26 protein-coding genes are annotated in these 24692 nt (G+C 65.1%); 9 read left to right on the top strand and 17 right to left on the bottom strand.

The genetic code is table 11. From position 1 onward, the window contains the following. Nucleotides 1-58 precede the first annotated feature (58 nt). Entirely contained in the window at nt 59-1024 is a 966-nt protein-coding gene (locus LL06_RS13795; RefSeq protein WP_035527796.1) for a hypothetical protein, read from the bottom strand. A gap of 15 nt (nt 1025-1039) precedes the next feature. After that, nucleotides 1040-1369 carry a hypothetical protein gene (locus LL06_RS13790; RefSeq protein WP_152599610.1) on the bottom strand — a complete coding sequence of 110 codons (330 nt, stop codon included), beginning with the start codon at nt 1367-1369 and terminating at the stop codon, nt 1040-1042. Between the two features lie 676 nt (nt 1370-2045). Here LL06_RS13790 and hmgA point away from each other — a divergent pair. The 9 genes from hmgA to LL06_RS13745 all read left to right on the top strand — a co-directional run bounded on the left by hmgA (nt 2046) and on the right by LL06_RS13745 (nt 8902). Continuing rightward, entirely contained in the window at nt 2046-3359 is a 1314-nt protein-coding gene (gene hmgA, locus LL06_RS13785; RefSeq protein WP_345775681.1) for a homogentisate 1,2-dioxygenase, read from the top strand. 191 nt (nt 3360-3550) lie between these two features. Beyond that, complete coding sequence (locus LL06_RS13780) at nt 3551-4501, top strand: MBL fold metallo-hydrolase (RefSeq protein WP_035527787.1); 951 nt, start codon at nt 3551-3553, stop codon at nt 4499-4501. 29 nt (nt 4502-4530) lie between these two features. Then, nucleotides 4531-6156: an FAD-dependent oxidoreductase gene (locus LL06_RS13775; protein ID WP_035527784.1), complete on the top strand. Its 1626-nt coding sequence runs from the start codon at nt 4531-4533 to the stop codon at nt 6154-6156. A 2-nt stretch (nt 6157-6158) separates the two neighbouring features. Continuing rightward, on the top strand, nt 6159-6356 hold the full coding sequence (locus LL06_RS13770) for a DUF2783 domain-containing protein (protein WP_035527782.1): 198 nt from the start codon (nt 6159-6161) through the stop codon (nt 6354-6356). 177 nt (nt 6357-6533) lie between these two features. Further along, on the top strand, nt 6534-6803 hold the full coding sequence (locus LL06_RS13765) for a hypothetical protein (protein WP_052161559.1): 270 nt from the start codon (nt 6534-6536) through the stop codon (nt 6801-6803). Nucleotides 6804-6871: 68 nt separating this feature from the next. Further along, entirely contained in the window at nt 6872-7138 is a 267-nt protein-coding gene (locus tag LL06_RS13760) for a Rho termination factor (RefSeq protein ID WP_035527779.1), read from the top strand. A 93-nt stretch (nt 7139-7231) separates the two neighbouring features. Then, nucleotides 7232-7801 carry a type 1 glutamine amidotransferase domain-containing protein gene (locus LL06_RS13755; RefSeq protein ID WP_035527777.1) on the top strand — a complete coding sequence of 190 codons (570 nt, stop codon included), beginning with the start codon at nt 7232-7234 and terminating at the stop codon, nt 7799-7801. Nucleotides 7802-7908: 107 nt separating this feature from the next. Continuing rightward, nucleotides 7909-8319 carry a host attachment family protein gene (locus tag LL06_RS13750; RefSeq protein ID WP_035527803.1) on the top strand — a complete coding sequence of 137 codons (411 nt, stop codon included), beginning with the start codon at nt 7909-7911 and terminating at the stop codon, nt 8317-8319. A gap of 166 nt (nt 8320-8485) precedes the next feature. Further along, a complete protein-coding gene (locus LL06_RS13745; protein WP_035527774.1) occupies nt 8486-8902 on the top strand; it encodes a thioesterase family protein in 417 nt (138 codons plus the stop codon). 6 nt (nt 8903-8908) lie between these two features. Here LL06_RS13745 and LL06_RS13740 read toward each other — a convergent pair whose 3' ends face one another. The 15 genes from LL06_RS13740 to LL06_RS13670 form a co-directional block, all read right to left on the bottom strand. Then, on the bottom strand, nt 8909-9853 hold the full coding sequence (locus LL06_RS13740; protein ID WP_035527771.1) for a branched-chain amino acid ABC transporter permease: 945 nt from the start codon (nt 9851-9853) through the stop codon (nt 8909-8911). Beyond that, nucleotides 9853-10743 carry a branched-chain amino acid ABC transporter permease gene (locus tag LL06_RS13735; RefSeq protein WP_035527768.1) on the bottom strand — a complete coding sequence of 297 codons (891 nt, stop codon included), beginning with the start codon at nt 10741-10743 and terminating at the stop codon, nt 9853-9855. The genes LL06_RS13740 and LL06_RS13735 overlap by 1 nt, the downstream gene beginning before the upstream one ends. Next, nucleotides 10740-11459 carry an ABC transporter ATP-binding protein gene (locus tag LL06_RS13730; RefSeq protein ID WP_035527766.1) on the bottom strand — a complete coding sequence of 240 codons (720 nt, stop codon included), beginning with the start codon at nt 11457-11459 and terminating at the stop codon, nt 10740-10742. Before LL06_RS13730 ends, LL06_RS13735 begins: the two co-directional genes overlap by 4 nt. Then, nucleotides 11456-12229: an ABC transporter ATP-binding protein gene (locus LL06_RS13725; RefSeq protein ID WP_035527764.1), complete on the bottom strand. Its 774-nt coding sequence runs from the start codon at nt 12227-12229 to the stop codon at nt 11456-11458. The genes LL06_RS13730 and LL06_RS13725 overlap by 4 nt, the downstream gene beginning before the upstream one ends. Nucleotides 12230-12380: 151 nt before the next feature. After that, nucleotides 12381-13583 carry an ABC transporter substrate-binding protein gene (locus LL06_RS13720; RefSeq protein ID WP_035527762.1) on the bottom strand — a complete coding sequence of 401 codons (1203 nt, stop codon included), beginning with the start codon at nt 13581-13583 and terminating at the stop codon, nt 12381-12383. 65 nt (nt 13584-13648) lie between these two features. After that, nucleotides 13649-14716 carry a hypothetical protein gene (locus LL06_RS13715; protein ID WP_201772338.1) on the bottom strand — a complete coding sequence of 356 codons (1068 nt, stop codon included), beginning with the start codon at nt 14714-14716 and terminating at the stop codon, nt 13649-13651. 177 nt (nt 14717-14893) lie between these two features. Then, nucleotides 14894-15736, bottom strand: coding sequence for a tryptophan 2,3-dioxygenase (gene kynA / locus LL06_RS13710; RefSeq protein WP_035527758.1), 843 nt, complete (start codon nt 15734-15736; stop codon nt 14894-14896). Further along, on the bottom strand, nt 15733-16926 hold the full coding sequence (gene kynU / locus LL06_RS13705) for a kynureninase (RefSeq protein WP_035527755.1): 1194 nt from the start codon (nt 16924-16926) through the stop codon (nt 15733-15735). The genes kynA and kynU overlap by 4 nt, the downstream gene beginning before the upstream one ends. 3 nt (nt 16927-16929) lie before the next feature. Further along, nucleotides 16930-17340 carry a RidA family protein gene (locus tag LL06_RS13700; protein ID WP_035527800.1) on the bottom strand — a complete coding sequence of 137 codons (411 nt, stop codon included), beginning with the start codon at nt 17338-17340 and terminating at the stop codon, nt 16930-16932. Nucleotides 17341-17391: 51 nt separating this feature from the next. Beyond that, nucleotides 17392-19020: an AMP-binding protein gene (locus tag LL06_RS13695; protein WP_035527753.1), complete on the bottom strand. Its 1629-nt coding sequence runs from the start codon at nt 19018-19020 to the stop codon at nt 17392-17394. 1 nt (nt 19021) lies between these two features. Beyond that, nucleotides 19022-20188 carry an acyl-CoA dehydrogenase family protein gene (locus tag LL06_RS13690; RefSeq protein ID WP_035527751.1) on the bottom strand — a complete coding sequence of 389 codons (1167 nt, stop codon included), beginning with the start codon at nt 20186-20188 and terminating at the stop codon, nt 19022-19024. Then, the gene (locus LL06_RS13685; protein WP_035527749.1) at nt 20188-20991 is read right to left on the bottom strand and encodes an enoyl-CoA hydratase family protein; all 804 of its coding nucleotides are present in this window, start codon (nt 20989-20991) and stop codon (nt 20188-20190) included. The genes LL06_RS13690 and LL06_RS13685 overlap by 1 nt, the downstream gene beginning before the upstream one ends. A 3-nt stretch (nt 20992-20994) precedes the next feature. Beyond that, complete coding sequence (locus LL06_RS13680) at nt 20995-21495, bottom strand: MarR family transcriptional regulator (protein WP_035527746.1); 501 nt, start codon at nt 21493-21495, stop codon at nt 20995-20997. Further along, on the bottom strand, nt 21492-22253 hold the full coding sequence (locus LL06_RS13675; protein WP_152599609.1) for an SDR family oxidoreductase: 762 nt from the start codon (nt 22251-22253) through the stop codon (nt 21492-21494). Before LL06_RS13675 ends, LL06_RS13680 begins: the two co-directional genes overlap by 4 nt. 2 nt (nt 22254-22255) lie before the next feature. Then, entirely contained in the window at nt 22256-24556 is a 2301-nt protein-coding gene (locus LL06_RS13670; RefSeq protein WP_035527743.1) for a bifunctional salicylyl-CoA 5-hydroxylase/oxidoreductase, read from the bottom strand. Nucleotides 24557-24692: the final 136 nt, after the last annotated feature.

Below are 24692 nucleotides of genomic sequence, written 5' to 3'. Positions count from 1 at the left end.
CCCGGAATTGCCCCGCAAAGCGCCAGTCCTCAACGAACCGGCTTCACTGTCGCTGGGTTCAGTCGAAATAGCCGCTTTCGATGGCCTTGAGCCAGACCGGCCCGATCACCCGCACCTGCCTGTCGACAATGCTGTGGTTCAACCCTTCAATCCGGGTGATCATGTGCTTGCCCGTGTAAGGAGCCTGGATATCGCGGGCCGCCACCATCCATTCGGGCGGATAGACCTCGTCGAGGGAGCCGTTCATGTCCCAGATCGGAACGTCCTTGAGCGCCTCGCCCGGCATCGCGACGTCGACGATCTCCTGGAAAATCGAGACATAGCCCTGCTTGCGCTTCTCTTCAGGCAGGAAATCCGACTGATAGAGGCGCATGGCATGCTCGGCGAGCGCCGCCACGTTGAAGAACATCAGGCTGTCCTCCACGCCCTTGAACCGCGGCTCCTGCAGATTGCGCTGCCACCGCGCCTCCTTGTTGGCCGGATCGGCGTTCTTGTTGTAGAACTCGAAATCCTCGATGCCGCGTCCCCTCACCCGGAGCGCCGACTGGCCGTAGAGCCAGTCCCAGCGGTCGCCAGAAACCGCGCCATAGAAATAGCCGATCCCTGTCGGCGAGGATCCCCAGTTGAGAAACCCGTCGGGCTGCACGCGCTCGGCCAATGGCCACATGAAGGCGCCGCCGGTGGAGAAGCCCCAATAGAGCAGGACCGAGTCCTTGCGTTCGTCATCGCTCAGCACATGGCGCAGACCGGCCTCGAAGCCGTCGACGACGGCGACCGGAGTCGCCGCAACGGTGTAGTCGTAGAGTTCGGTTCCCGGCTTCGCATAGCGGATGAGCTTGCTGCCGGTCGAACTCGAAGTCTTGCCGGCGGCCTCGGATTGCCAGTCGTCCGTGGACCAGTAGTCTTCCTGATGCTGCGTGAAGATCGGCATGCGTTCGTCCAGCGGGATCGTTTCCCAATTGCCGCTGCGGTCCGGCGCGAAGAAATTCCAGCGCCCGATCCGGTTCAGGCCAATGAAGGTCACGCCCCGCTTGGCAAGTCAGACACCGATGCCGTCCTTGCCTTCATCGGTGGTGATGAAGCCGTTGATGCTGGAACTGCCTTCCTCGCTGGCGACGAGAACGACCTTCTTGCCATTGTGCAGCAAGGGCGTCTCGGGCTCGAGCCGGACCACCACCTGGGTGAAGGATTTGCCGTTGGCATCGAAATCCACATAGTCGAGCTTCTTGGTGAAGCCGGAGGATTCGGGATAGTCCGTCCCGGAAAGGATCTCCTCGACCTCCGCTGCGCTGATGGTTCCCTTGTCCGACGGAAGCTCCCAGGCTGCCGCAAAGCTGCCCAGCGTCGCCACCGACATAAATGCGCTCACACAGATGAACGCTCCCAGTCGTGTTCCTTGTCTCATGTCTTCGCCCTCGTTTTTCGTGGTCAGAAAACTCCATGCGCCTGGCGCACCCGACGGGCTGGAAAGCAGATGCCTTTCCCCCATCAGAAAGGGAGGCTAGAAAATTGGCGGGACGGATACAAATTACTAAATACGTCGCAATAATAGGATCAGAAGATAAATATGCGAGGTCAAACACGCTTCGGATATATTTACGAATGTATACGGAATTTCTCGAATATTATATTTGATAGATATGAGGAAATTCAATATTTCTGTCTGTTTGGTCATTGAATGAGAAATTTCAGAGATAACATTCAAGTACTCTTGAGATCAGACCCCCAACTGACTATCGATCGATAGGCGCGCGCGGGGTTGAGGCGGCGCCCCGGGTTTCGTGCCGATGGACCGGCGCGCCAACAGGGCACCTGCTGCTTCCCACGGATCATGCAGACGCTCGACCATGGAATTGCGCCCTTCCGCAGCGATCAAACAGCGCTAAGATTAGTCGCATTTGCAACAAATGGCTTGACATCGTTGCGAATGCAACAAATTCTGCGCGCCGACCGCACCATGCCGGTCGACCGGATAGAGGAGATGTGCCATGACCAGCCCTGCCCTGCCGCAAGGAGTGATCCGCGCCGTGGACACCACGGGCACGATGCCGGGCTACATGCCGGGCTTCGGCAATGATTTCGAGACCGAGGCCCTGCCCGGCGCCCTGCCGCAGGGCCGCAACTCGCCGCAGAAATGCGCCTATGGCCTCTATGGCGAACAGCTTTCGGGCACCGCGTTCACCGCCCCCAGCCACCAGAACGAGCGGACCTGGTGCTACCGCATCCGCCCCTCGGTCAAGCATTCCGGCCGCTACGAGAAGATCGACCTGCCCTACTGGAAGACCGCGCCGAATGTCGATCCGGACGTGATCTCGCTCGGCCAGTACCGCTGGGACCCGGTCCCCCATTCCGGTGAACCGCTGACCTGGCTCACCGGCATGCGCACCATGACCACGGCCGGCGACGTCAACACCCAGGTCGGCATGGCGAGCCACATCTATCTCGTCACCAAATCGATGGTCGACGAATATTTCTATTCCGCCGACAGCGAATTGCTGATTGTGCCGCAGGAAGGGCGGCTGCGCTTCTGCACCGAATTGGGCGTGATCGATCTCGAGCCCAGCGAGATCGCCATCATCCCGCGCGGCCTGGTCTACCGGGTCGAACTCGTCGACGGTGCGGCGCGCGGCTTCGTCTGCGAGAATTACGGCCAGAAGTTCGAGTTGCCGGGACGCGGGCCGATCGGCGCCAACTGCATGGCCAACCGCCGCGATTTCAAGACGCCGGTGGCGGCCTACGAGGACCGCGAGACGCCCTCGATGCTGACCATCAAATGGTGCGGCCAGTTCCATGTCACCCGGATTGGCCATTCGCCGCTCGACGTCGTCGCCTGGCACGGCAATTACGCGCCGGTGAAATACGACATGCGCAATTACTGCCCGATCGGCGCGATCCTGTTCGACCACCCCGACCCGTCGATCTTCACGGTGCTGACCGCGCCGTCCGGCGTGCCGGGCACGGCGAACATCGATTTCGTGCTGTTCCGCGAGCGCTGGATGACGATGGAGGACACCTTCCGCCCGCCCTGGTACCACAAGAACATCATGTCGGAGCTGATGGGCAACATCTATGGCGAGTACGACGCCAAGCCGCAGGGCTTCGCGCCGGGCGGCATCAGCCTGCACAACATGATGCTGCCGCACGGGCCCGACAACGAGGCCTTCGAGAAGGCCACCCATGCCGATTTGAAGCCCGCCAAGCTCGACAACACCATGTCCTTCATGTTCGAGACCCGTTTCCCGCAGCATCTGACGGCCTTTGCCGCCACGGAAGCGCCGCTGCAGGACAATTACATCGAGTGCTGGGACAGCCTGGAAAAACACTTCGACGGAACCATCGAAGGCAACTGGAACAAATAGTCCCTCTCCCCGGATGCCCGGCGGCGATCGGTCTGATAGGGTCGGGCCGGGGCACGGGCGGCATTCGCAAAACCCCGCGCGGCGCCGCGCGGGGGCCATGACCACCCTGCAGACTTGACGGCCGCGGCGGGCGATGTCCCGCCGGCGGCGCAAAGGCCCGAACGGGCGAAAGAACATAGAGGAAGACCAAGATGGCCAAGGCATTCGCGTCGCAAGGCGACATGGCGGACAAGAAGATCAGCTTCACCGAGATCGGCGAGGGCCTCTACGCCTTCACCGCCGAGGGCGACCCCAACACCGGCGTCATCATCGGCGACGACAGCGTCATGATCGTCGAGGCCCAGGCCACGCCCCGGCTCGCCCGCAAGGTGATCGACTGCGTCCGCTCGGTCACCGACAAGCCGATCAGCCATGTGGTGCTGACCCATTACCATGCCGTGCGCGTGCTCGGCGCCTCGGCCTATGGCGCGCGCGAGATCATCATGTCGGACACGGCCGCTTCCATGGTCGAGGAGCGCGGCCAGGAGGACTGGGACAGCGAGTTCGGCCGCTTCCCGCGGCTGTTCCAGGGCCATGAGGAAATCCCCGGCCTGACCCGCCCGACCACGACCTTCTCGGACCAGATGACGGTCTATCTCGGCAAGCGCCGCGTCGATATCATGAAGCTCGGCCGCGCCCACACCGCCGGCGACGCGGTGATCTGGGTTCCCGACCAGGAGGTGATGTTCACCGGCGACATCGTCGAGTACCATTCCGCCTGCTATTGCGGCGACGGGCATTTTTCCGACTGGGCCGACACGCTCGCGAACATCGCGCTGTTCGAGCCGAAAAGCATCGCGCCGGGCCGCGGCGACGCGCTGGTGGGCGAGGAGATGGTCGCCAAGGCGCTCGCCGCCACGGCCGATTTCGTCGAGAGCACCTACAAGCCGGTGGCGCGGATCGTCGCGCGCGGCGGCAGCCTCAAGGAAGCCTGGGACGCGGTGCGCGCCGCCTGCGACCCGAAATTTTCCGACTACGCGATCTACGAGCACTGCCTGCCGTTCAACGTCGCCCGCGCCTATGACGAGGCTCGAGGCATCGACACGCCCCGGATCTGGACCGCCGAGCGCGACAAGGCCATGTGGGACGCCCTTCAGGGCTGACCGGACAAAACGGGGGGAGGACGACACCGATGCTGCAAGACCGCTACACCCTGGCCTTCAGGCTCTATCCCTATCAGCGCTCCGCCGATCAGGACGCGCCCGCGCCGGTCCGCCACCCCGTGGTGGTGGGCGGCTGCGGGCCGATCGGGCTGGCCATGGCGCTCGATCTCGGCCGCCAGGGCATTCCCGTCCTCGTTCTCGACGACCATGAGGGCATCGGCATGGGCAGCCGCGCCATCTGCTTTTCGAAGCGCGCATTGGAGATCGCCGACCGCTACGGCTGCGGCGAGGCGATGCTCGACAAGGGCGTGGTCTGGAACGTCGGCAAGGTCTTCCACGACGACCGGCAGGTGTTCGAATTCAACCTGCTGCCCGAACAGGGCCACAAGTTCCCCGCCTTCATCAATCTGCAGCAGCCCTATTTCGAACGCTTCCTGTTCGAGCAGATCGAGGCCGAGCGCGCCCGTGGCGCGCCGATCGAGATCCGCGGCAGGAACCGCATCGATGCGGTGGAAGACATGGGCGACCACGTTGTCCTCACGGTCACGACGCCCGATGGCCCCTATACGCTCGAGGCCCAATGGCTGATGGCCTGCGACGGCGCCAATTCGCCGATCCGCGCCATGCTCGGCCTCGATTTCGAGGGCCGGGTTTTCCAGGACAGCTTCCTCATCGCCGACATCAAGATGACATCGGCGAGCTTCCCCACCGAACGCTGGTTCTGGTTCGAGCCCTGGTTCAAGTCCGGCGCCTCGACGCTTCTGCACCGGCAGCCCGACGATGTCTGGCGGGTGGATTTCCAGATCGGCTGGGATGTCGACCGCAAGGAGGAGATGAAGCCCGAGAACATCCGCCGCCGGCTCGACGCCATGCTCGGCGCGGATGTTGAGTATGAGATCGTCTGGTCGTCGATCTACACCTTCCAGTGCCGGCGGATGCGCCGGTTCACCCACGGACGGGTGATCTTCGCCGGCGATTCGGCGCACCAGGTCTCGCCCTTCGGCGCCCGCGGCGCCAATTCCGGCATGCAGGACATCGACAACCTCGGCTGGAAGCTCGGCCTGGTGATCACGGGCCAGGCGCCCGAGGCGCTGGTCGACAGCTACAACGAGGAGCGCGTCCACGGCGCCGACGAGAACATCCTCAATTCCACCCGGGCGACCGATTTCATCACGCCCAAATCGAAGACCAGCCACATCTACCGCAACGCGGTGCTCGATCTGGCCGAAACCCTCCCCTTCGCCCGCAGCCTCGTCAATTCCGGCCGGCTTTCCGTGCCCTGCACCTATGACGGGCTCTCGCTCAACGGGCCGGACCAGCTTCCGGGCGGGCCCGCGCGCAGCCGCACCGGCAGCGCCTGCCCCGATGCGCCGCTGGGCGAAAGCTTCCTTCTCGACCGGCTGGGCAACGGCTTCGTGATCCTGACCATCGACGCGGAGGCGCCCGACAGCATCGAGGAAGACGGGATCGCCGCCCGCCGGCTCGCGCTCACCGTGAAGGAAGATCCGACCGGCGCGCTCGCCGCGCGCTATCTCGGCGCGGCCCGTTCGGCGGTCTACCTCATCCGTCCCGACCAGCATGTGGCGGCGCGCTGGGAGAAATACGATGACGCCGCCCTGCGCGCCGCGCTGCGCAAGGCCTGCGGAAAGGACTGACCATGGCAAAGCTCGTCACCTCGCTCAACATCCCCGCCCCCGACGACTTCTACGAGACGCTGATCCGCGCCCATGAAGGGCTGTCCGACGAGGACAGCGCCGCCTTCAACGCACGGCTGATCCTCGTCCTCGCCAACCATATCGGCGACCCGGAAGTGCTGGGCGAGGCGCTGGAAGCCGCCCGCAAGCCCTCGCGCTGACCGCGGGCCGATCCCGGCCGCCGTTTCACCGTCTCTCCCGCCCTCGCCTCACCTGCCGCATCCCGCCGCGCCAGCGCCCGGAGGACGCCTCCCGTCTGCCCTGCCGGGCAAACCGCATCGGCCGGGGAACCAGCTCCCGCGGTCATGCGTTGAGCAGGGAACATGATGGAGAGAGACATGCCCGTGAGGAAACACAGTTCCGATATTGATCCGGTCGATGTGCAGATCGGCGGCGACGCCGATCTCGACGGCATCGCTCAGACCATCACCTCGGATGACATCGATGCCGTGCTGATGTCGCCGGCCCCGGTCGCGGAGCGGCTGGAATCGCTCAAGGCGATGCGTGATGAGCTCGAAGCCCGGTCGCACGCCGATCGCGGCAACGAGATGCAGCCGCTGATCAGCCAGATCGACGGCGGCATCGCCCTGCTGTCGATGGGCGCGTGAGCGAATCTGTCGCCCGGATGATCAGTCGAATGCATCGATCAAACCCAATCCATGAAGGAGGACTTGGCATGGCCCGCAGCAATCACGGCGCGTCCGTCAGGAACAATGACACCTATGAGGCGCTGCGCGACGAGGGCGCGTCCAAGGAGAAGGCCGCGCGCATCGCCAACGCCCAGGCCAATGACAGCCAGCATCCCTCCGCCAAGGGCGGCAAGGCCCCGCCCTACGAGGACTGGACCAAGGACGATCTCTACCAGCGCGCCCAGGAACTCGGCATCGAAGGCCGGTCCTGGATGTCCAAGGGAGACCTGAAGGAAGCGCTGCGCAACGCCTGACGCCCTCCGCCGGGATTTCATTTCGTTTTGCCGGGGAACTCTCCCCGGCGGCCCGCGTTGGGCCATCACTTCCCACAAGCAAGGAGCCAATCCATGCCCGATATCAAGAACGCAAAAATCCTGATCATGGCCACCCATGGTTTCGAACAGTCCGAGCTCGAATATCCGCTCGAGCACCTGAAGAAGGCCGGCGCCACCGTTCACGTCGCCTCGCTCGACGGCAAGCCGATCAAGGGCTGGGACGAGAAGGACTGGGGCAAATCCGTTGACGCCGATCTCAAGATTTCCGACGTCCGCGTCGACGACTACATCGCCCTGGTGCTGCCGGGCGGGCAGATCAATCCCGACCTTCTCAGGGTCGAGGAGAATGCCGTCCAGCTTGTCCGCAACTTCGTCACCAGCGACAAGATTGTCGCCGCCATCTGCCACGCGCCGTGGCTGCTGATCGAGGCGGGCGTCATCAAGGGCCGCGAGGCGACCTCCTATCACTCGATCCGCACCGACATGGTCAATGCGGGCGCGAAGTGGATCGACGCCGAGATCGCCATCGACAACGGCATCATCACCAGCCGTTCGCCCAAGGATCTTGAGGCCTTCGTCGCCAAGATCATCGAGGAAGTGCGCGAGGGCGAGCATCACCGCCAGTCCGCGAGCGCCGCCTGATCCGCCTTCGGGGCAGCCCGCGTCCCGCGGCTGCCCCCTCGGCGCCATGACTGGCTGACATGGTTGCCGCGATCCGTTTCCACCCGATCTTTCAGCCGGGAGACTTCATGTCACACCCCCCCGTACCGCACAAAACCCTCATCGTCGTCGGCACCGGAGAAGGCGCCACGTTCTACCGCAATTCCGGCAAGAGCGGCGAACTCAAGCTGGAGCATGAGCATGACCTCAAGCCCGGCGACCTCGCCGACCAGGGGCCAGCGGGCAAGCAGCCGGCCGACACCTCGCCCAAGGAATCGATGGAGGCGACCTTCTCGAAGATCCTCGCCCATCACCTCTACGATCTCGCGCAGAAGCACAAGTTCGACGACCTGATCTTGGTGCTCGATCCCGAGACGCTGGGCGAGACAAGGCCGAGCCTGCATGTGAGCGTCACCGAAAAGATCCGTCTGGAACTGCCCAAGACCCTGTCCAACAACAAGATCGCCGATATCGAGCGCTCGATCCTGGCGGCGATGTAGGACTAGGTAGGACCATGACGACGCCGGAGGCCGGGTTCAAAGCCCGGCCTTCTGCCGTCGCGGCTCCCGGAGGCCGGGCCCGCCGACCGCAATCGCGCCGGCGGTTGCCTGATCGCGCCGCCCGTGCGAAATGTGCCTCCGAGGAAGTCAATCCTGGGGAGGATCAATGCCCGTCAGCTTCACCACCGAACGCATGCTCCATTTCGGCGACTGCGATATTTCCGGCACCGCCTATTATCCGTCCTATCTCAATCTTCTCAACGGCGTGAACGAGGAGTTCTGGTCGTCGATCGGCTATCCCTGGCACGAGATCATCTGGAAGGAACGCTGGGGCACGCCGACGGTGCACCTGACCTGCGACTTCTCCAAGCCGTCCTTCTTCGGCGACACGCTCACCTTCGAGCTGACCGTGACCAAGGTCGGCCGCTCGTCGATGACGGTCGAGCACACGGTGCTGTGCGCGGGCGAGAAGCGCTGGACCAGCAGGCAGGTGCTGGCCGCGAGCCAGCTCGACGAGCACACCTCCATTCCCTGGCCCGAGGCGGTGCGCGCCAAGCTGCTCTCGTTCCTGCCGGCCGAATAGCCGCCGTCAGTCGGACCGGATCTTCGGCGACTTCTCCGGCATCAGGCCCGAGCGGAACTTCTGCAGCACGAACTGCAGCAGCAGCCCGACCAGCAGCATGCGGATATAGGACGACCGCGTGATCCACTCGGGCGGCAGCCGGCTCGTGAAGATCTCGGTCGCCGACCAGATGAACCAGATCGCCAGCGCGCCGACGATGGCGCCGCGGTTGTTGCCCGACCCTCCGGCCATCAGCATCACCCAGACCAGGAACGTGACCAGCAGCGGCTCGGTCGCCGAGGGCGACAGGAACTTGAAGTAATGCGCCGAAAGGCCGCCGGCGAGCCCCATCAGCGCGCAGCCGATGACGAAGGTCTGCAGCCGGAACCAGTCGACGTCCTTGCCTGCCGCGCGGGCCGAATCCTCGTTGTCGCGGATCGCCCGGAGCGTCCGCCCCCAGGGGCTCACATAGAGCCGCTGGCAGAGAATGTAGACGAGAAGCACGCAGAACCAGACGACCGCGAGATAGACGAGATCCGCCGACCTGCCCTGCACCAGATCGGCGAAGGGGCGCGGCACGCCGGAAATGCCGAGGCTGCCATTGGTGAGCCAGGATTCGTTGACGATCACCAGCCGCAGGATCTCGGCGATGCCGACCGAGGCCATCGCCAGGTAGTCGCTCTTCAGCCGCACGCAGATCTTGGCCACCACCCAGCCGGTGACGCCCGCCACGATCATCGCCGCCGCGAGTCCCAGCGGAATGGGAAGCCCGAAGCCGCCCAGATGCTTGTCCGAGGCCGCGGTGGTGACGATCGCCGAGGCATAGGCGCCGACGGCGAAGAAGCCGGCGATGCCCGCGTTGAACAGGCCGCCCATGCCCCATTGCACGTTCAGCGCCAGGCACAGCACCGCATAGATTCCGCCGGCGATCAGCACGCTGACGAGATAGAAGAACAGTCCGGTCATCTCCATCAGAGCAACCTCCCCTTGAACAGGCCCTGCGGCCTGAACAGCAAAAGCGCGACCATGATGAAGAAGGCCACGGCGGATTTGTAGGACGGCGAGATGAAGGCTTCGTCGGAAAACCAGGTGTAGGTCACGGTTTCCTCGGCAATGCCGATGATGAAGCCGCCGGCAATCGCCCCCATCGGCTTGCCGATGCCGCCGAGCACGGCCGCGGCGAACATGGCCAGAAGCAGGTTCCAGCCGAGGTTCGGATGCATCGATGTGTCCATGCCGGCGAACACCCCGGCGGTGGCGGCGAGCGAGGCGCCGATCACCCAGGTCCAGCGCACCACGCGCTCGGTGTCGAGGCCGGCGACGGCGGCGAGTTCCGGCTCGTCGGAGACCGCGCGCATCGCCCGGCCCAGTTTCGACCGGGTCAGGAAGAAGTGCAGCGCGATGGCGATGATCACCGTCAGGATGATCACCTGCATGTGCAGCTCCGAGATCCGGAACGTGTCGAACAGCACCATCGGCATGCGCACGCCGGAGGTGAACACCTGGTTGCCCGAACTCCAGAACAATTGCGCCACGGACCGGAAGATCAGCGCCACGCCGAAGGAGGCGATCACCGTGTAGATGGTCGGAAGCTTCCTCAAGGGCTTGTAGAAGAACTGGTCCACCAGGAGCGCCGAGACGATGGCGAGGGCGATACCGAAGGGCAGCAAGAGCAGCGGATTGACCGGGATGAACCAGACCGCGGTCAGCACGCCATAGCCGCCGATGGTCATCAGGTCGCCATGGGCGAAATGCGCGAAGCGGAGAATCCCGAAGATCATCGAGATCCCGACCGCGCCCAGCGCATAGACGCTGCCGATCGCCAGTCCCGGGACCAAATAGAGGTTGATGAAGTCGATCATGCGGGAGCCCCACCGAGGAAGGAGCGGCGCACCGCATCGTCGTTGAGCAGCGCCTCGCCCGTTCCTGATACGAAATTCCTGCCGCTGACCAGCACGTGGCCATTGTCGGCGATGCGAAGCGCCTGCTTGGCGTTCTGCTCGACCATCAGGATGGTGACGCCGCCCTTGCGGATGTTGAGCAGCAGGTCGAAGATGATCTCGAGATAGGCGGGCGACAGGCCCGCCGTCGGCTCGTCCAGCAGCAGAAGCTTCGGCTCGCTCATCAGCGCCCGGCCCATCGCCACCATCTGCCGCTGACCGCCCGAGAGTTCGCCGGCCGCCTGGCCGAGCTTGTCCCTGAGGTCGGGAAACAGCGACAGCACCTTTTCGCGCACCGCCTGCTTGTCCCTGGGCGGCGCGGCATAGGTGCCGACGTCGAGATTCTCGTCCACGTTCAGCGTCGGGAACACGTTGCGGCTCTGCGGCACCATGGAAATGCCGAGCGGCACCAGTTGCGCCGTCTTGAGCCCGGTGATGTCCTTGCCCGCAAAATTGACCTCACCCTCCGAGCGGGCGGTGAGCGCGAAGATGGTCTTGAGCAGGGTCGACTTGCCCGCCCCGTTCGGGCCGATGATGACAGCGATCTCGTGCTCGGCGACATCGAGGTTGATGTCCTCGATGATCGGCACGCCGCCATAGCCGGCGGTCAGTCCCTTGACCGAAAGCAGCGCGCTCATGGCCGGGCCTCGTATTTTCCGCCGCCGAAATAGGCTTCGATGACGCGCGCGTCCTGGCGCACCTCATCCACCGTGCCCTCCATCAGAAGCTGGCCCTGGGCCATCACGATCACCTCGTCACAGAGTTTGGAGACATAGTCGAGATCGTGCTCGATCAGGCAGAAGGTCAGGCCCTGCTCCTTGTTGAGCCGCAGGATCTTGTCGGAGATCTTGGCGAGCAGAGTCCGGTTGATGCCGGCGCCGATCTCGTCGAGCAGGATGATCTTCGGCTTGCGCATCAGCGCCCGGCCCAACTCCAGAAGCTTCTTCTGACCGCCCGAGAGATTGCCGGCCTTCTCGTCCTTGACCTGGTCGATCTCGAGGAAGCTCACCATGTCGCGCGCGGCGCGGTAGGTCTTCTCCTCTTCTTCGGCGAAGCGTGCGCGCCGGAAGATGACGTTGAACACGTTCTCGCCGATCGGCGTGGCGGCGGCGGCCATGAAGTTCTCGATCACGGTCAACTGCGAAAATTCGTGCGGGATCTGGAAGGTCCGCGCCAGGCCCCGCTCGGCGCGCTGGTGCGGCTCGAGCCCGGTGATGTCCTTGCCCTCGAGCAGGATGCGGCCGCCGGCAAGCCCGACATGGCCGGCGATGGCGTTGAACATCGTGGTCTTGCCGGCGCCATTCGGGCCGATCAGCCCGGTGATGCGGCCTGACGGAATGTCGAAGCTGACGTCGTCGACCACATTGGGGCCGCCGTAACTCACCTTCACATGGTCGACTGAAATCATAAGTGCCCCTTGTCGCGGCCGGTCCGGCCGCCGGCGAAGCCTTTCGCCCCCTGTCCCGGTCTGGAAGACGGGCGGGTGCGATGGTTCGCGCCTTGTAAGAACCCCTCCCCGGATGCCGGGAAGGGGTCGCTGTCACGTCACGCGGACAGTCTTACTCGACGATGGCGATCTGCTTGTAGACCGTGCCGTCGACGACGAACTTGCCGATGAAGCCGGCGACATCGCCGTTCTCGTCGAAATCATAGGAACCGCCGGCGCCATCGTAGTCGATGTCCTTGCCTTCCTTGATCAGCGCCTTGGCCTTCTCCCATTCGCCGGGTCCGACCTTCTCGCCCGGAGCAGATGCGACGGCGCGGAGCGCCTCGGCCATCTTGGCGCGATCGGCGGAGCCCGCCTGTTCGACGGCGAGCAGCGCCAGGAAGGTGGCGTCATAGGTCTGGTCGACGAAGGGCTTGTCGGCGGGCTCGTTGTAGGCGGCCGTGTAGGCTTCGTGCAGCTTGGCCTGGTTCGGGTTGTCGGCCGGCGATGTCGGCGCCGAGAAGAACGAGGTGGCGAGCGCCTCCGCGCCGATGTCCGAAATCAGCGTCTCGTCGCGCAAGCCGTCGGTGCCGACGAACTTGGTGAACAGGCCGCCCTCGATCGACTGCTTGACGATCTTGCCGCCGGAATCCCCGGCATAGGCGATGACCACGAGCGCGTCGCCGCCGGCCTTGGAAAGGGTTGCGAGTTCAGAGCGGTAGGAGTTCTTCTTCTCCTCGTGCTTGACTTCCGCCACGACCTCGCCGCCGAGCGCCTTGTAGGCCTCGATGAAGGTGCCGCCGATGCCCACGCCATAGTCATTGTTGACATAGGTGACGGCCACTTTCTTGAGGCCCTCGTCCATCACCATCTTGGCCAGAACCTTGCCCTGGAAATTGTCCGACGGCACGATCCGGTAGAGAAGGTCGTTGTCCTTGATGCCGGTCATCGCCGGCGATGTGGCGGTGGGCGAGATCTGCACGACGCCGGCCGGGATCGCGGCGGCTTCGGCCGACGAGATCGTGGTGCCCGACATCAGCGCGCCCATGATGATCGGCACGTTCTCGACGTTGATCAGCTTGCCCGCGGCGTCGACGGCGCCCTGCGACGAGCCGGTGGTGTCGCCGTAGACGGCCACGGCCTGTCCGTCGAGCAGGCCGCCCTGTTCGTTGACCTGGCTGACCGCCAGGTTGGCGGCGTTCTGCAGCGGCGGGATGAAGCTTGCGATCGGGCCGGTGATGTCCATCAGCAGGCCGATCTTGGTGTCCGCGGCCAAGGTTGCCGCGCTCGACGCGAGCAAGCCCGCGACAGCCAATGCATATGTTGTCTTTTTCATTTTACTGCTCCCATAGTTTTGGCCCTGTGTCCTGTGAGCGCCCGCGGGCTGCCATCAATAAGCGCTCAGATCTTGTCTACGACCTCGGTCCCGAACGAACCGGGAAGCGTCACCTCCAGCAACTGGAGGTCACCCGTGGGCTCACTGTAGCGCGTCGCCATCCGCGGCGGAATGACAAACGCATCCCCTTTTTCAAGACGGTAGGGCTCCTTGCCCTCGCCTTCCAGCACCATGCTGCCCGACATCACGAAATTGAACAGGATGTCGCAGTCGTGCCGCGTCCACACCGGCTCGGCGGCGCCCGCCGGCCGCGCCACCATCACCGAGGCCACGCCCCTGGTGTTTTCATTGATCGTCGTGTCGCGCGCCTCGAAGCCGGGCACGCGGAACGGCTTGAACGTGCCGTCCTTGCCAATGCTGTGCACGAAGCGCTGGCCGTCCCATTCCCGGTCGGGGCGGTTGTCCGGCGTCGGCAGCGTCATGGCGTGGTCGATCTCGGTGACATGCTCGGCCGGCACGCCGATCTCGATGACCTCGATGCCGTCGGCGGCATGCAGCACCTTGTGCCGGATCTGCGGCGGCTGGATGAAGCAGTCGCCGGCATGCAGCCGCCTCGGGCCGCCCTGGTCTTCATACAGCACGTCGACCCAGCCGTTGATGCAGAAGATGAGCTGGAAGCCGACCTTGTGGAAATGCACCATGTCGGGCACCGGCCCGTCGGGCACGCGGATATGCGAGGCGATCATCGCGCCGCCGAGCCGCGAGGGCACCAGGTCGCGGTATTCCATGCCGGCGCGGCCGATCACCCAGGGCGCCTGGTCGGCGAGCCGCCGGACCACGAAGGCGTGCTTGGTCTCGGGCATCACCAGCGGCGGGTTCAACTCATCGATCTCGATGCGCGTGCCGTTGGGCGCGATCAGCTCGCGCTGTCCTCCCGCGAAGCCGTCCGGATCCTCGGTCAGGATGCGCAGCGTGCCCGGCGCCTCGCTCGCCCCCTTCTGGATGCGGATGCGCAGGCCGTGCCCGGAGAGCACCGCCACTTCCGGGTCGTCGGCAGGATAGATCATGTCGAGACGCATCTTCAGCGTCTTGGTGTAAAACGGCAGGTCGTCGCGCAATTCACTGGTCGGCAATCTGATTTCCGCGCGTGTGTCCACACTTCTCTCCAAGAACCGGTTCTGCCGTCGCCATCCTGCCACAGGACCGGGGGGAGCATGCAATCCCCCTAAGGATCAACGGCCATACGAGACTATCGAACCCGGCAAATCTTTCAAGGCTAAAACATATTGCGGATGCGAAGTTACCGCCGGCTACAATTCGGTGCGCACACGCCACAATTCCGGAAACAGCTCGACGTCGAGCATGCGCTTGAGATAGCTGGTGCCGCCGGTGCCGCCGGTGCCGCGCTTGAGCCCGATCACCCGCTCGACAGTGGTGACGTGGTTGAACCTCCAGCGCCGGAAATAGTCCTCGAGATCGACCAGTTTCTCGGCCACTTCGTAGAGCGCCCAGTGCTGCTCGGGCGCCTCGTAGACGATCTTCCAGCCGGCGATCACGCCGTCATGGACCTGGTGCGTGACGCGGACATCGCGCGCGAGCACTTCCCCGGGCATGGCGATACCGCGCCGCGCGGCGAGCCGCAGCACCTCGTCATAGAGGCTCGGCTCGGCGAGTTCCGCCTCGAGTTTCGCCAACACCCCCGGCACATGCGCATGCGGGCGGATCATCGCATGGTTGCGGTTGCCGAGCGCGAATTCGATCATCCGGTACTGGAACGACTGGAAGCCCGAGGACTGCCCCAGCTTGGCCCGGAAATGGGTGTAGTCCGAGGGCGTCATGGTCCTCAGCACATCCCAGGCGGAGTTGAGCTGTTCGAAGATCCGGGAAACGCGGGCCAGCGTCTTCATCGCCGGCTGCAACTGATCCTCGCGAATGGCGGCGCGCGCGGCGGAAATCTCGTGGATCGCCAGTTTCATCCACAGTTCCGAGGTCTGGTGCTGGATGATGAACAGCATCTCGTCATGGGCGTCGGTGCGGGTCTTCTGCGCGCCGAGCACGCTGTCGAGGCACAGATAGTCGCCATAGGACATGCGCCCGTCGAAATTCATCGTGGCGCCTTCCTTGGACGGATCGTAGTCGGTGCCAGCGGTCATGTGACGGCCTTCCGGGCCCTGAACTCCGGCCGGTCCCATTCGCCGGTTGCGATGATCTCGATCAGTGCCGCCGCCGCGAAGCTCGCCTCCTCGGCGGTGTTGTAGAGCGGGCAGAAGCCGAAGCGCATGATGTCGGGGGCGCGGAAATCGCCGATGATGCCGCGGGCGATCAGCGCCTGCATGGCGGCATAGCCTTCGTGGAAGCGGAACGAGACCTGGCTGCCGCGCCGGTGCGGATCGCGCGGGCTGGCGAGCGTCACGTCCTTGCAGCCGGCCTCCACCTCGGCGATGAACCGCTCGGAAAGCTCGATCGAACGCGCGCGCAGCTCGTCCATGTCGACGCCGTCGAAGGCGTCCAGCGCGGCGTCGAGCACCGCCATCTGGATCACCGGCGGCGTGCCGACGCGCATGCGGCTGATGCCCTCACCCGGACGGTAGTCGAGATCGAAGGCGAAGGGGGCCTGGTGCCCGAGCCAGCCCGACAGCGCCGGTCGCACCTGGTCGATGAGATCGGGGCGGACATGGATGAAGCCAGGCGCGCCCGGTCCGCCATTGAGGTATTTGTAGGTGCAGCCGACGGCGATGTCGGCATTGCAGGCGGTCAGGTCCACCGGCAGCGCCCCGGCGGAGTGCGCCAGGTCCCAGATCATCAGCGCCCCGGCCTCGTGCGCCGTCTCGGTGATCGCCTTCATGTCGTGGACGCGGCCGGTGCGGTAGTCGACATGGGTCAGCATCACCGCCGCGACCTCGTCGGTGATGTGTCCGGCGACGTCTTCGGGATCGACGATCCTGAGCTCATGCCCCTGGCCGAGGCTCCTCAGCAGGCCGTCGGCCATGTAGAGGTCGGAGGGGAAATTACCGTTGTCCGACAGCACGATCTTGCGCCCGGGCCGCATTTCAACCGCCAAGGCCACGGCCTGATAGACCTTGATCGACAGCGTGTCGCCCACCACCGTGCTGCCCTCCGGCGCGCCGATCAGCCGGCCGATCCGGTCGCCCAGGCGTCCCGGCAGATCCATCCATCGCGCCTTGTTCCAGCCGGTGATCAGCATCGGCCCCCATTCTTCCGCGATGGTCGCCCGCGCGCGCTCGGCTGCGGCTTTGGGCAGCGGCCCGAGCGAATTGCCGTCAAGATAGGTCACGCCCTCCGGCAAAACGAACAGGTCCCGCCGTGACTTGAATGCGCTCATGGCTCACACGTCCTTCCGCGATTTGCCGATTTCCGCTGTCGCCTCGATCTCGACCAGCGCCGCGTCCTCGATCAGGCCCGCGACCACGACCACCGACATCGCCGGAAAGTGCCGGCCCATGACCTTGCGGTAGGCGGCGCCGATATTCTTCTGGTTGGCCACATAGGCCTTCTTGTCGGTGATGAACCAGGTCAGCCGGACGATGTCGGTGACCTCGCCGCCCGCGGCGCGGACGATGGAAGCAATGTTGGCGAGAGTCTGCTCGAGCTGGCCGATGAAATCGTGATGCTCGAACACCTGATCCTTGTTCCAGCCGATCTGGCCGCCAGTGTAGAGCCGCTCGCCGTCGACCAGCATGCCGTTGGCGTAGCCCTTGGGCTTTTCCCACTCCGGCGGATTGACTGCTTCGATCATGATCATGTGTCCTTGCATTCGATTTCAATGAGTGGGCCCCGACGGTGCCGGTCAGGCATGGCCGTCGTGACGCAGCCGGAACCGCTGGATCTTGCCGGTCTGCGTCTTGGGCAGGGCATCGGTGAAGATGATCGAGCGGGGGTATTTGTAGGGCGCGATCGCCTGCTTGACATGGTCCTGAAGCAGCTTGGTCATCAACGCGTCGCCCGCCTTGCCCGGCTTGAGCACCACATGCGCCTGCACGATCTGCCCGCGCGCCTCGTCCGGCACGCCGATGACCGCGCATTCGGCCACGTCCTCATGGGCGAGCAGCGCCGCCTCGACCTCGGGGCCGGCGATGTTGTAGCCGGCGGAGATGATCATGTCGTCGCTGCGCGCGGCGAAATGGAAGAAGCCTTCCTCATCCTGGGTGAAGGAATCCCCGGTCAGGTTCCAGCCGTCGCGGACATATTTCGCCTGCTGTTCCGGATCGGCGAGATAGCGGCAGCCGGTCGGCCCGCGCACCGCCAGCCGGCCGACCTGGCCGCGCGGCAATTCCTTCATGTTTTCGTCCACGATCCGCGCCTCGTAGCCGCTGACCGGCAGGCCGGTGCAGGCGGCGCGCGAGTTCCCGAAGCGGTTGGAGATGAAGATATGCAGCATCTCGGTGGCGCCGATACCGTCGAGCATCGGCTTGCCGGTCTTGGCCATCCACTGCTCGTAGACCGGTCCCGGCAGGGTCTCGCCGGCGGAGACGGCGGCCCGCAGCGAGGACAGGTCCGCCCCCTCCTCCATCGCCGCCAGCATGGCGCGGTAGGCGGTCGGCGCGGTGAAGCAGACGGTCGCCCTGTGGGCTTGGATGATCTCGACCATGTTGGCGGGCGTCGCCTGTTCGAGCAGCGCCGCGGCGGCGCCGAACCGGAGCGGAAACACCGCCAGCCCGCCGAGCCCGAAAGTAAACGCCAGCGGCGGCGAGCCGATGAACACATCCTCGGGCGTCACGTTCAGCACTTCCTTCGCGTAGCCGTCGGCGATGATCAGCATGTCGCGGTGGAAATGCATCGTCGCCTTCGGCATGCCGGTCGTGCCCGAGGTGAAGCCCAGCAGCGCCACGTCGTCGCGTCCGGTCTTCACCGTCTCGAAGCGCACGGGCTTGGACAGCGCCAGCCGGTCGAGTTCGGCGTCGTGGTTGGCGGTGCCGTCAAAGCCGATCACCGTGTCGAGGAAGCGGTTGGTCTTGGCGCAGGTCACCAACTCGTCCATCAGCCGCGTGTCGCAGAGCGCGAGCTTGATCTCGGCCTTGTCGACGATCTTGGACAGTTCGGACGCGCGCAGCATCGGCATGGTGTTGACCACCACAGCGCCCGCCTTGGTCGCCGCCAGCCACACCGCCACCATCGCCGGGTTGTTGGCCGAGCGCACCAGGATGCGGTTGCCGGGCTTGACGCCGTAATCCTCGACCAGCGCATGGGCGATGCGGTTGGTCCAGTCGGTCAGTTCCTTGTAGGTGCGGATGCGGCCGTTGCCGATCAGCGCCGTGTGGTCGCCGAAGCCGCGCGCGACCATCGCATCGGTGAGCTCATAGCCGCAATTGAGCCATTCGGGATACTCGAACCCGTCCAGCCTGAGGTCCGGCCACTGCTCCGCCGTCGGCAGGTTGTCCCGCGTGAATGTGTCGATATGGCCCGATGGTCCCAGCACGTCAGCCTCCTGTCGAGTTCGCCAATGTCTGCCGCGCGATGACGACCTTCTGAACGTCCGAGGCGCCCTCATAGATCCTGAGCGCCCGGATTTCGCGATACAGGCTTTCGACGATGTGGCCCTTGCGCACGCCGTCGCCGCCATGCAGTTGCACCGCCTTGTCGATCACCTCTTGCGCGTGGTCGGTGGCGTAGAGCTTGGCCATCGCCGCCTCGCGGCTGACGCGCGGCGCGCCCTGGTCCTTGAGCCAAGCCGCCCGGTAGACGAGCAGCGCCGAGGCGTCGACATCGAGCGCCATGTCGGCGATGTGGCCCTGCACCATCTGCAATTCGCTCATCGGCGCGCCGAACAATTGGCGCTCGCGCACGCGGCCGAGGCTCTCATCGAGCGCCCGGCGGGCGAAGCCGAGTGCTGCGGCCGCGACCGTGGAGCGGAACACGTCGAGCACCGACATGGCGATGCGGAAGCCCTCGCCGGGCTTGCCGATCATCGCCGAGGCCGGCACCCGGCAGCCCGAGAATTTGAGCCGCGCCAGGGGATGCGGCGCCACCACCTCGAGCCGCTCGGCGATCTCGAGGCCGGGCGTGTCGGCGGGCACGATGAACACCGACAGCCCCTTGGCGCCCGGCGCCTCGCCGGTGCGGGCGAAGACGCAGTAGACATCGGCGATGCCGCCATTGGAGATCCAGGTTTTCTCGCCGTCGAGCACGTAGTCGTCGCCGTCGCGCGTGGCGGTCATCGCCATGTTGGCGACATCCGAGCCAGACGCCGGTTCCGACAGCGCGAACGCCGACAGGGCTTTTCCCGCGCGGGTCTTTGTCAGCCACTCGGATTTCTGCTCGGCAGTGCCGAACAGCGAGATCGCGCCGGTGCCGAGCCCCTGCATGGCGAAGGCGAAATCGGCGAGCCCGTCATGGCGCGCCAGCGTCTCGCGCAGGATGCACAGGCTGCGCACGTCGATGCGGGATGCGGGGTCGGCGGGGTCGACCGCGGTCAGCCGCAACCAGCCCGCCTCGCCCAGCGCCTTGACCAGCGCCTTGCAGGTCTCGTCAACATTGGAATGGTCGACATCGGCGAGTTCGGCCGACGCCCACTGGTCGACGCGGTCCGCAAGCGCGCGGTGCGCGTCGTCGAAGAACGGCCAGTCGAGAAAGCTGCGGTCAGCCATCAGTTGCCCTCGAACACGGGTTTCTGTTTCGCGGCAAAGGCCTCGTAGGCGCGGCGGAAATCCTCCGTCTGCATGCAGATCGCCTGGGCCTGCGCCTCGGCCTCGATCGCCTGCTCGATGCCCATGCTCCATTCCTGCGCCAGCATGGTCTTGGTCATCATGTTGGCGAAGGTCGGACCCTCGGCGATGCGCCGGGCCATCTTGCGAGCCTCGTCCTCGATCTCGGACGCGGCGACGACGCGATTGTAGAAGCCCCAGCGCTCGCCCTCCTCGGCACTCATCGAACGGCCGGTGTAGAGCAGGTCCGCCGCCCGTCCCTGGCCGATGATGCGCGGCAGGATGGCGCAGGCGCCCATGTCGCAGCCGGCGAGGCCGACGCGGTTGAACAGGAACGCGGTCTTGGCCTCGGGCGTGGCGAGCCTGAGGTCGGAGCACATGGCGATGATCGCGCCGGCGCCGGCGCAGACGCCGTCAACGGCCGCGATCACCGGCTTGCCGCAACCGATGATCGCCTTGACCAGGTCGCCGGTCATCCGCGTGAACTGCAGGAGCCCCTTCATGTCCTTGTCGAGGAGCGGTCCGATGATCTCGAACACGTCCCCGCCCGAACAGAAATTTCCGCCATTGGAGCCGAAGATCACCACGTGCACGTCGTCGCGGTAGACGAGCCCGCGAAACCAGTCGCGCAGTTCGGCGTAGCTTTCGAAGGTGAGCGGGTTCTTCTTCTCGGGCCGGTCGAGCGAGATCTCGGCCACGCCGTCCGTCAGGGTCAGGCGGAATGTCTTGGGGGCGTCAATCGCCATGGGTCAGGCCTCCTTGGTGTTGCTCTTGCTGGCGATGCGTTCGAGCTGGTCCAGCATGTCCTGGGCCTCGCTCACGTCCACGCCGTCGAGCAGGCTGTCGACCCAGGCCTCGTGCCTGGCCGCCATCAGCGCAAACTGTTCGCGGCCGGCCTTGGTCAGCCGCACCGTGGTGGCGCGGCGGTCGTTGTCGACCGGGATCCGCACCAGGATCCCGTCATCGACCAGCCTGTCGACAATGCCGGTGACATTGCCGTTCGACACCCGCAGCACGCTCGACAATTCGCTCATCTTGAGACCGGATTCGGCGCGGTAGAGCGCCGCCATCACGTCAAAGCGCGGCAGCGTCGTGTCGAACGTCACCCGCAGGTTCTCGCGCAACTCGGCCTCGACATGCTTGGTGGCCTTCAACAGTTTCAGCCACAGTCTCAGCCGCGCCTTCGACGCGGCCGGTTCCCTGGCGCCGTCGCCGGCCTTGCCCGGACGCACGCTGCCGCCTTCGCTCATGTTTCCCCTCCCGACAAAGAGATCGCCTGGCCCGTGACCGAAGCCGCGGCGTCGCTGCACAGCCATACCACGGTCTCGGCGATTTCGTCCGGCTGGATGAACCGCCCCTGCGGATTGACGTTCCTGAGCGAGGCTTCCGCCTCCTCCCGCGACCGTCCGGTCTTCTCGACGATGTTGTCGATCGACCGCCACAGCATCGGCGTCTCGGTGAAGCCCGGGCAGATGGCGTTGACCGTCACGCCCGTCCGCGCCAGCTCCTGCGCCAGGCTGCGCACCAGGCCCACCACGCCGTGCTTGGCGGCGCAATAGGCGCTGACATAGCCGTAGCCCTTCAGGCCCGCGGTCGAGGCAATCGCGATCAGCCGGCCCGGCTGGGTTTGATTCATTTTCGAAAACCCGGCCTGGAACGTGTTGAAAACACCGGTCAAATTCACATCGAGCGTCGAGCGGAACAGGTCCACGTCGGTGCGCAGGAAGGGCGCGCTCTCTGCCGATCCGGCATTGGCGACGACGATCGTGGGCGCGCCGTTGCGCTCGATCGCCCGGGCGATGGCCGCATCCAGCTCCTCCCGGTTGGTCACATCCGCCGGCATCGCGACGATCCGGTCATTGGCCTCCGCCAGCGCTTCCAGCGGGGCTGCGCGGCGGCCGATCGCCGTCACCCGCGCCCCCCGTGCGGCCAGCGACAGCGCGATCGCCTCGCCGGCGCCCGAACCGGCGCCGGTGACGATCGCGTGATGCCCCATCATTTCGGTCATGATCACACCTTGCCGAGCGTTGTGTCCGCCCGTTCCGCCAGGCGCCACATCTGGTCGCGGCCGGGCAGATAGGGATCGGGCCATTTCTCGTCATGATCGCCCAGGGTGGCCGCCGCATGCAAGGTCCAGTAGGGATTGGACAGATGCGGACGCGCCAGGCAGACGAGGTCTGCGCGGCCGGCCATCAGGATCGAGTTGACGTGATCGGGCTCGTAGATGTTGCCGACCGCCATGGTGGCCATGTGCGCCTCGTTGCGGATCCGGTCGGCGAACGGGGTCTGGAACATGCGGCCATAGATCGGCTGAGCCAGCGTCGAAGTCTGGCCGGCCGAGACGTCGCAGATGTCGACGCCCGCTTCCTTCAGCATGCGCGCGATCTCGACGGCTTCCTGCGGCGTCACGCCCTCTTCGCCGACCCAGTCATTGGCGGAGATGCGCACCGACAGCGGCTTGTGGGCGGGCCAGGCCTCGCGCACGGCGCGGTAGATCTCGAGCGGATAGCGCATGCGGTTTTCGAGGCTGCCGCCATACTCGTCGGTGCGCCGGTTGGTGAGCGGCGTGATGAAGGAGGAGAGCAGGTAACCGTGCGCCATGTGCAGCTCGACCATGTCGAAGCCGGCGCGCTCGGCCATTTCGGTGGCGGCGACGAACTGGTCGCGCACCATGTCCATATCGGCGCGGTCCATCGCCTTGGGCGCCTGGTTGTTCTTCGACCAGGCGACGTCCGAGGCCGAGACAAGCGGCCAGTTGCCGTCTTTCAGCGGCGCATCGCCCTCTTCCCAGCCGAGCTGGGTCGAGCCCTTGGCGCCGGAATGGCCGATCTGCATGCAGAATTTCGCGCCGCTGCCCTCGGCGTGGACGAAATCGGCGATCCGCTTCCAGGCCGCCTCGTGCTCGGGCGCATAAAGCCCCGGGCAGCCGGGCGTGATCCGGCCCTCCGGCGACACGCAGGTCATCTCGGTGTAGACCAGGCCCGCGCCGCCCTTGGCGCGCTCGCCGTAATGCACCAGGTGCCAGTCGGTCGGGCAGCCGTCGACGGCCTTGTACTGGGCCATCGGCGAGACGACGATGCGGTTCTTGAGCTCCATGTCGCGCAGTTTGTAGGGCGCGAACATAGGCCGCCGGACCGGCGCGCCCTCGGGCACGCCCGCCTGGGTCTGGAACCAGCGCTCGGCCCCTTCCAGCCATTCCGGATCGCGCAGCCTGAGATTCTCGTGGCTGATGCGCTGCGAGCGGGTGAGCAGCGAATAGTTGAACTGGACAGGGTCGAGATCGAGATAGCGCTCGACCTCCTCGAACCATTCCAGGCTGTTGCGCGCCGCCGACTGGAGCCGCAAGACCTCGATCCGGCGCTCTTCCTGGTAGCGCTCGAAGGCGCGCTCGAGCGTGGGCTCGGAATGCAGGTAGTCGGCCAGCGCAATGGCGCTGTCGAAGGCAAGCCGCGAGCCGGAGCCGATGGAGAAATGCCCGGTCGCCGCGGAGTCGCCCATCAGCACGACATTCTTGTGATACCATTTCTCGCAGATCACCCGCGGGAACTGCATCCACACCGCCGAGCCCCTGAGATGCGCGGCGTTGGACATCAGCTCGTGCCCGCCCAGATGCGCCTCGAAGATCTTGCGGCAGGTCTCGACGGTTTCCTCCTTCGACATGTCCGCAAAGCCCCAGCGGTCCCAGGTCTCGGGCAGGCACTCGACGATGAAGGTCGCCGTGTTGTCGTCGAACTGGTAGACATGGGCCCAGACCCAGCCGTGCTCGGTCTTCTCGAAGATGAAGGTGAAGGCGTCGTCGAAGCGCTGGTGCGTGCCGAGCCAGACGAACTTGCACTTGCGGATGTCAATGTCGGGCTTGAACACGTCCTCGTATTCTTTGCGCACCAGCGAATTGATGCCGTCGGCGGCGACGACCAGGTCGAATTCCTTGCGGTATTCCTCGGCGGTCTTGAACTCGGTCTCGAAGCGCATGTCCACGCCCAGTTCGCGCGCCCGCTCCTGCAGCAGGATCAGCATCTGCTTGCGGCCGATGCCGGCGAAGCCGTGCCCGCCCGAGACGGTGCGGCAGCCTTTGTGGACGACGGCGATGTCATCCCAATAGGCGAAATGGCTGCGGATCGCCTCGGTGCTCTTGGGATCGTTGTGCTGCATCCGGCTCAGCGCGTCGTCGGACAGGACAACGCCCCAGCCGAAGGTGTCGTTGGCCTTGTTGCGCTCGATCACCGCGACCTCGTGCGAGGGATCGCGCAGTTTCATCGAGATGGCGAAGTAAAGACCGGCGGGGCCTCCCCCAAGACAAGCTACCTTCATGTTCCGCGCCTCCAGTCCGAGTTGTCGTTGTGGAAGATCATATGCCTGCGAGAAGATATTTCAAGCCTAAAATGTTTATGTCACAAGAAATAACCGGCGCCGCTTCGATCCCCCGGCGGGCCGTCAGGAACGCTCC

It is taken from the genome of Hoeflea sp. BAL378, assembly GCF_000759435.1.
Classification (GTDB): domain Bacteria; phylum Pseudomonadota; class Alphaproteobacteria; order Rhizobiales; family Rhizobiaceae; genus Hoeflea.
Note: the sequence above shows the minus strand (reverse complement) of the source record. Positions and strands in the feature narration are given on the sequence as shown.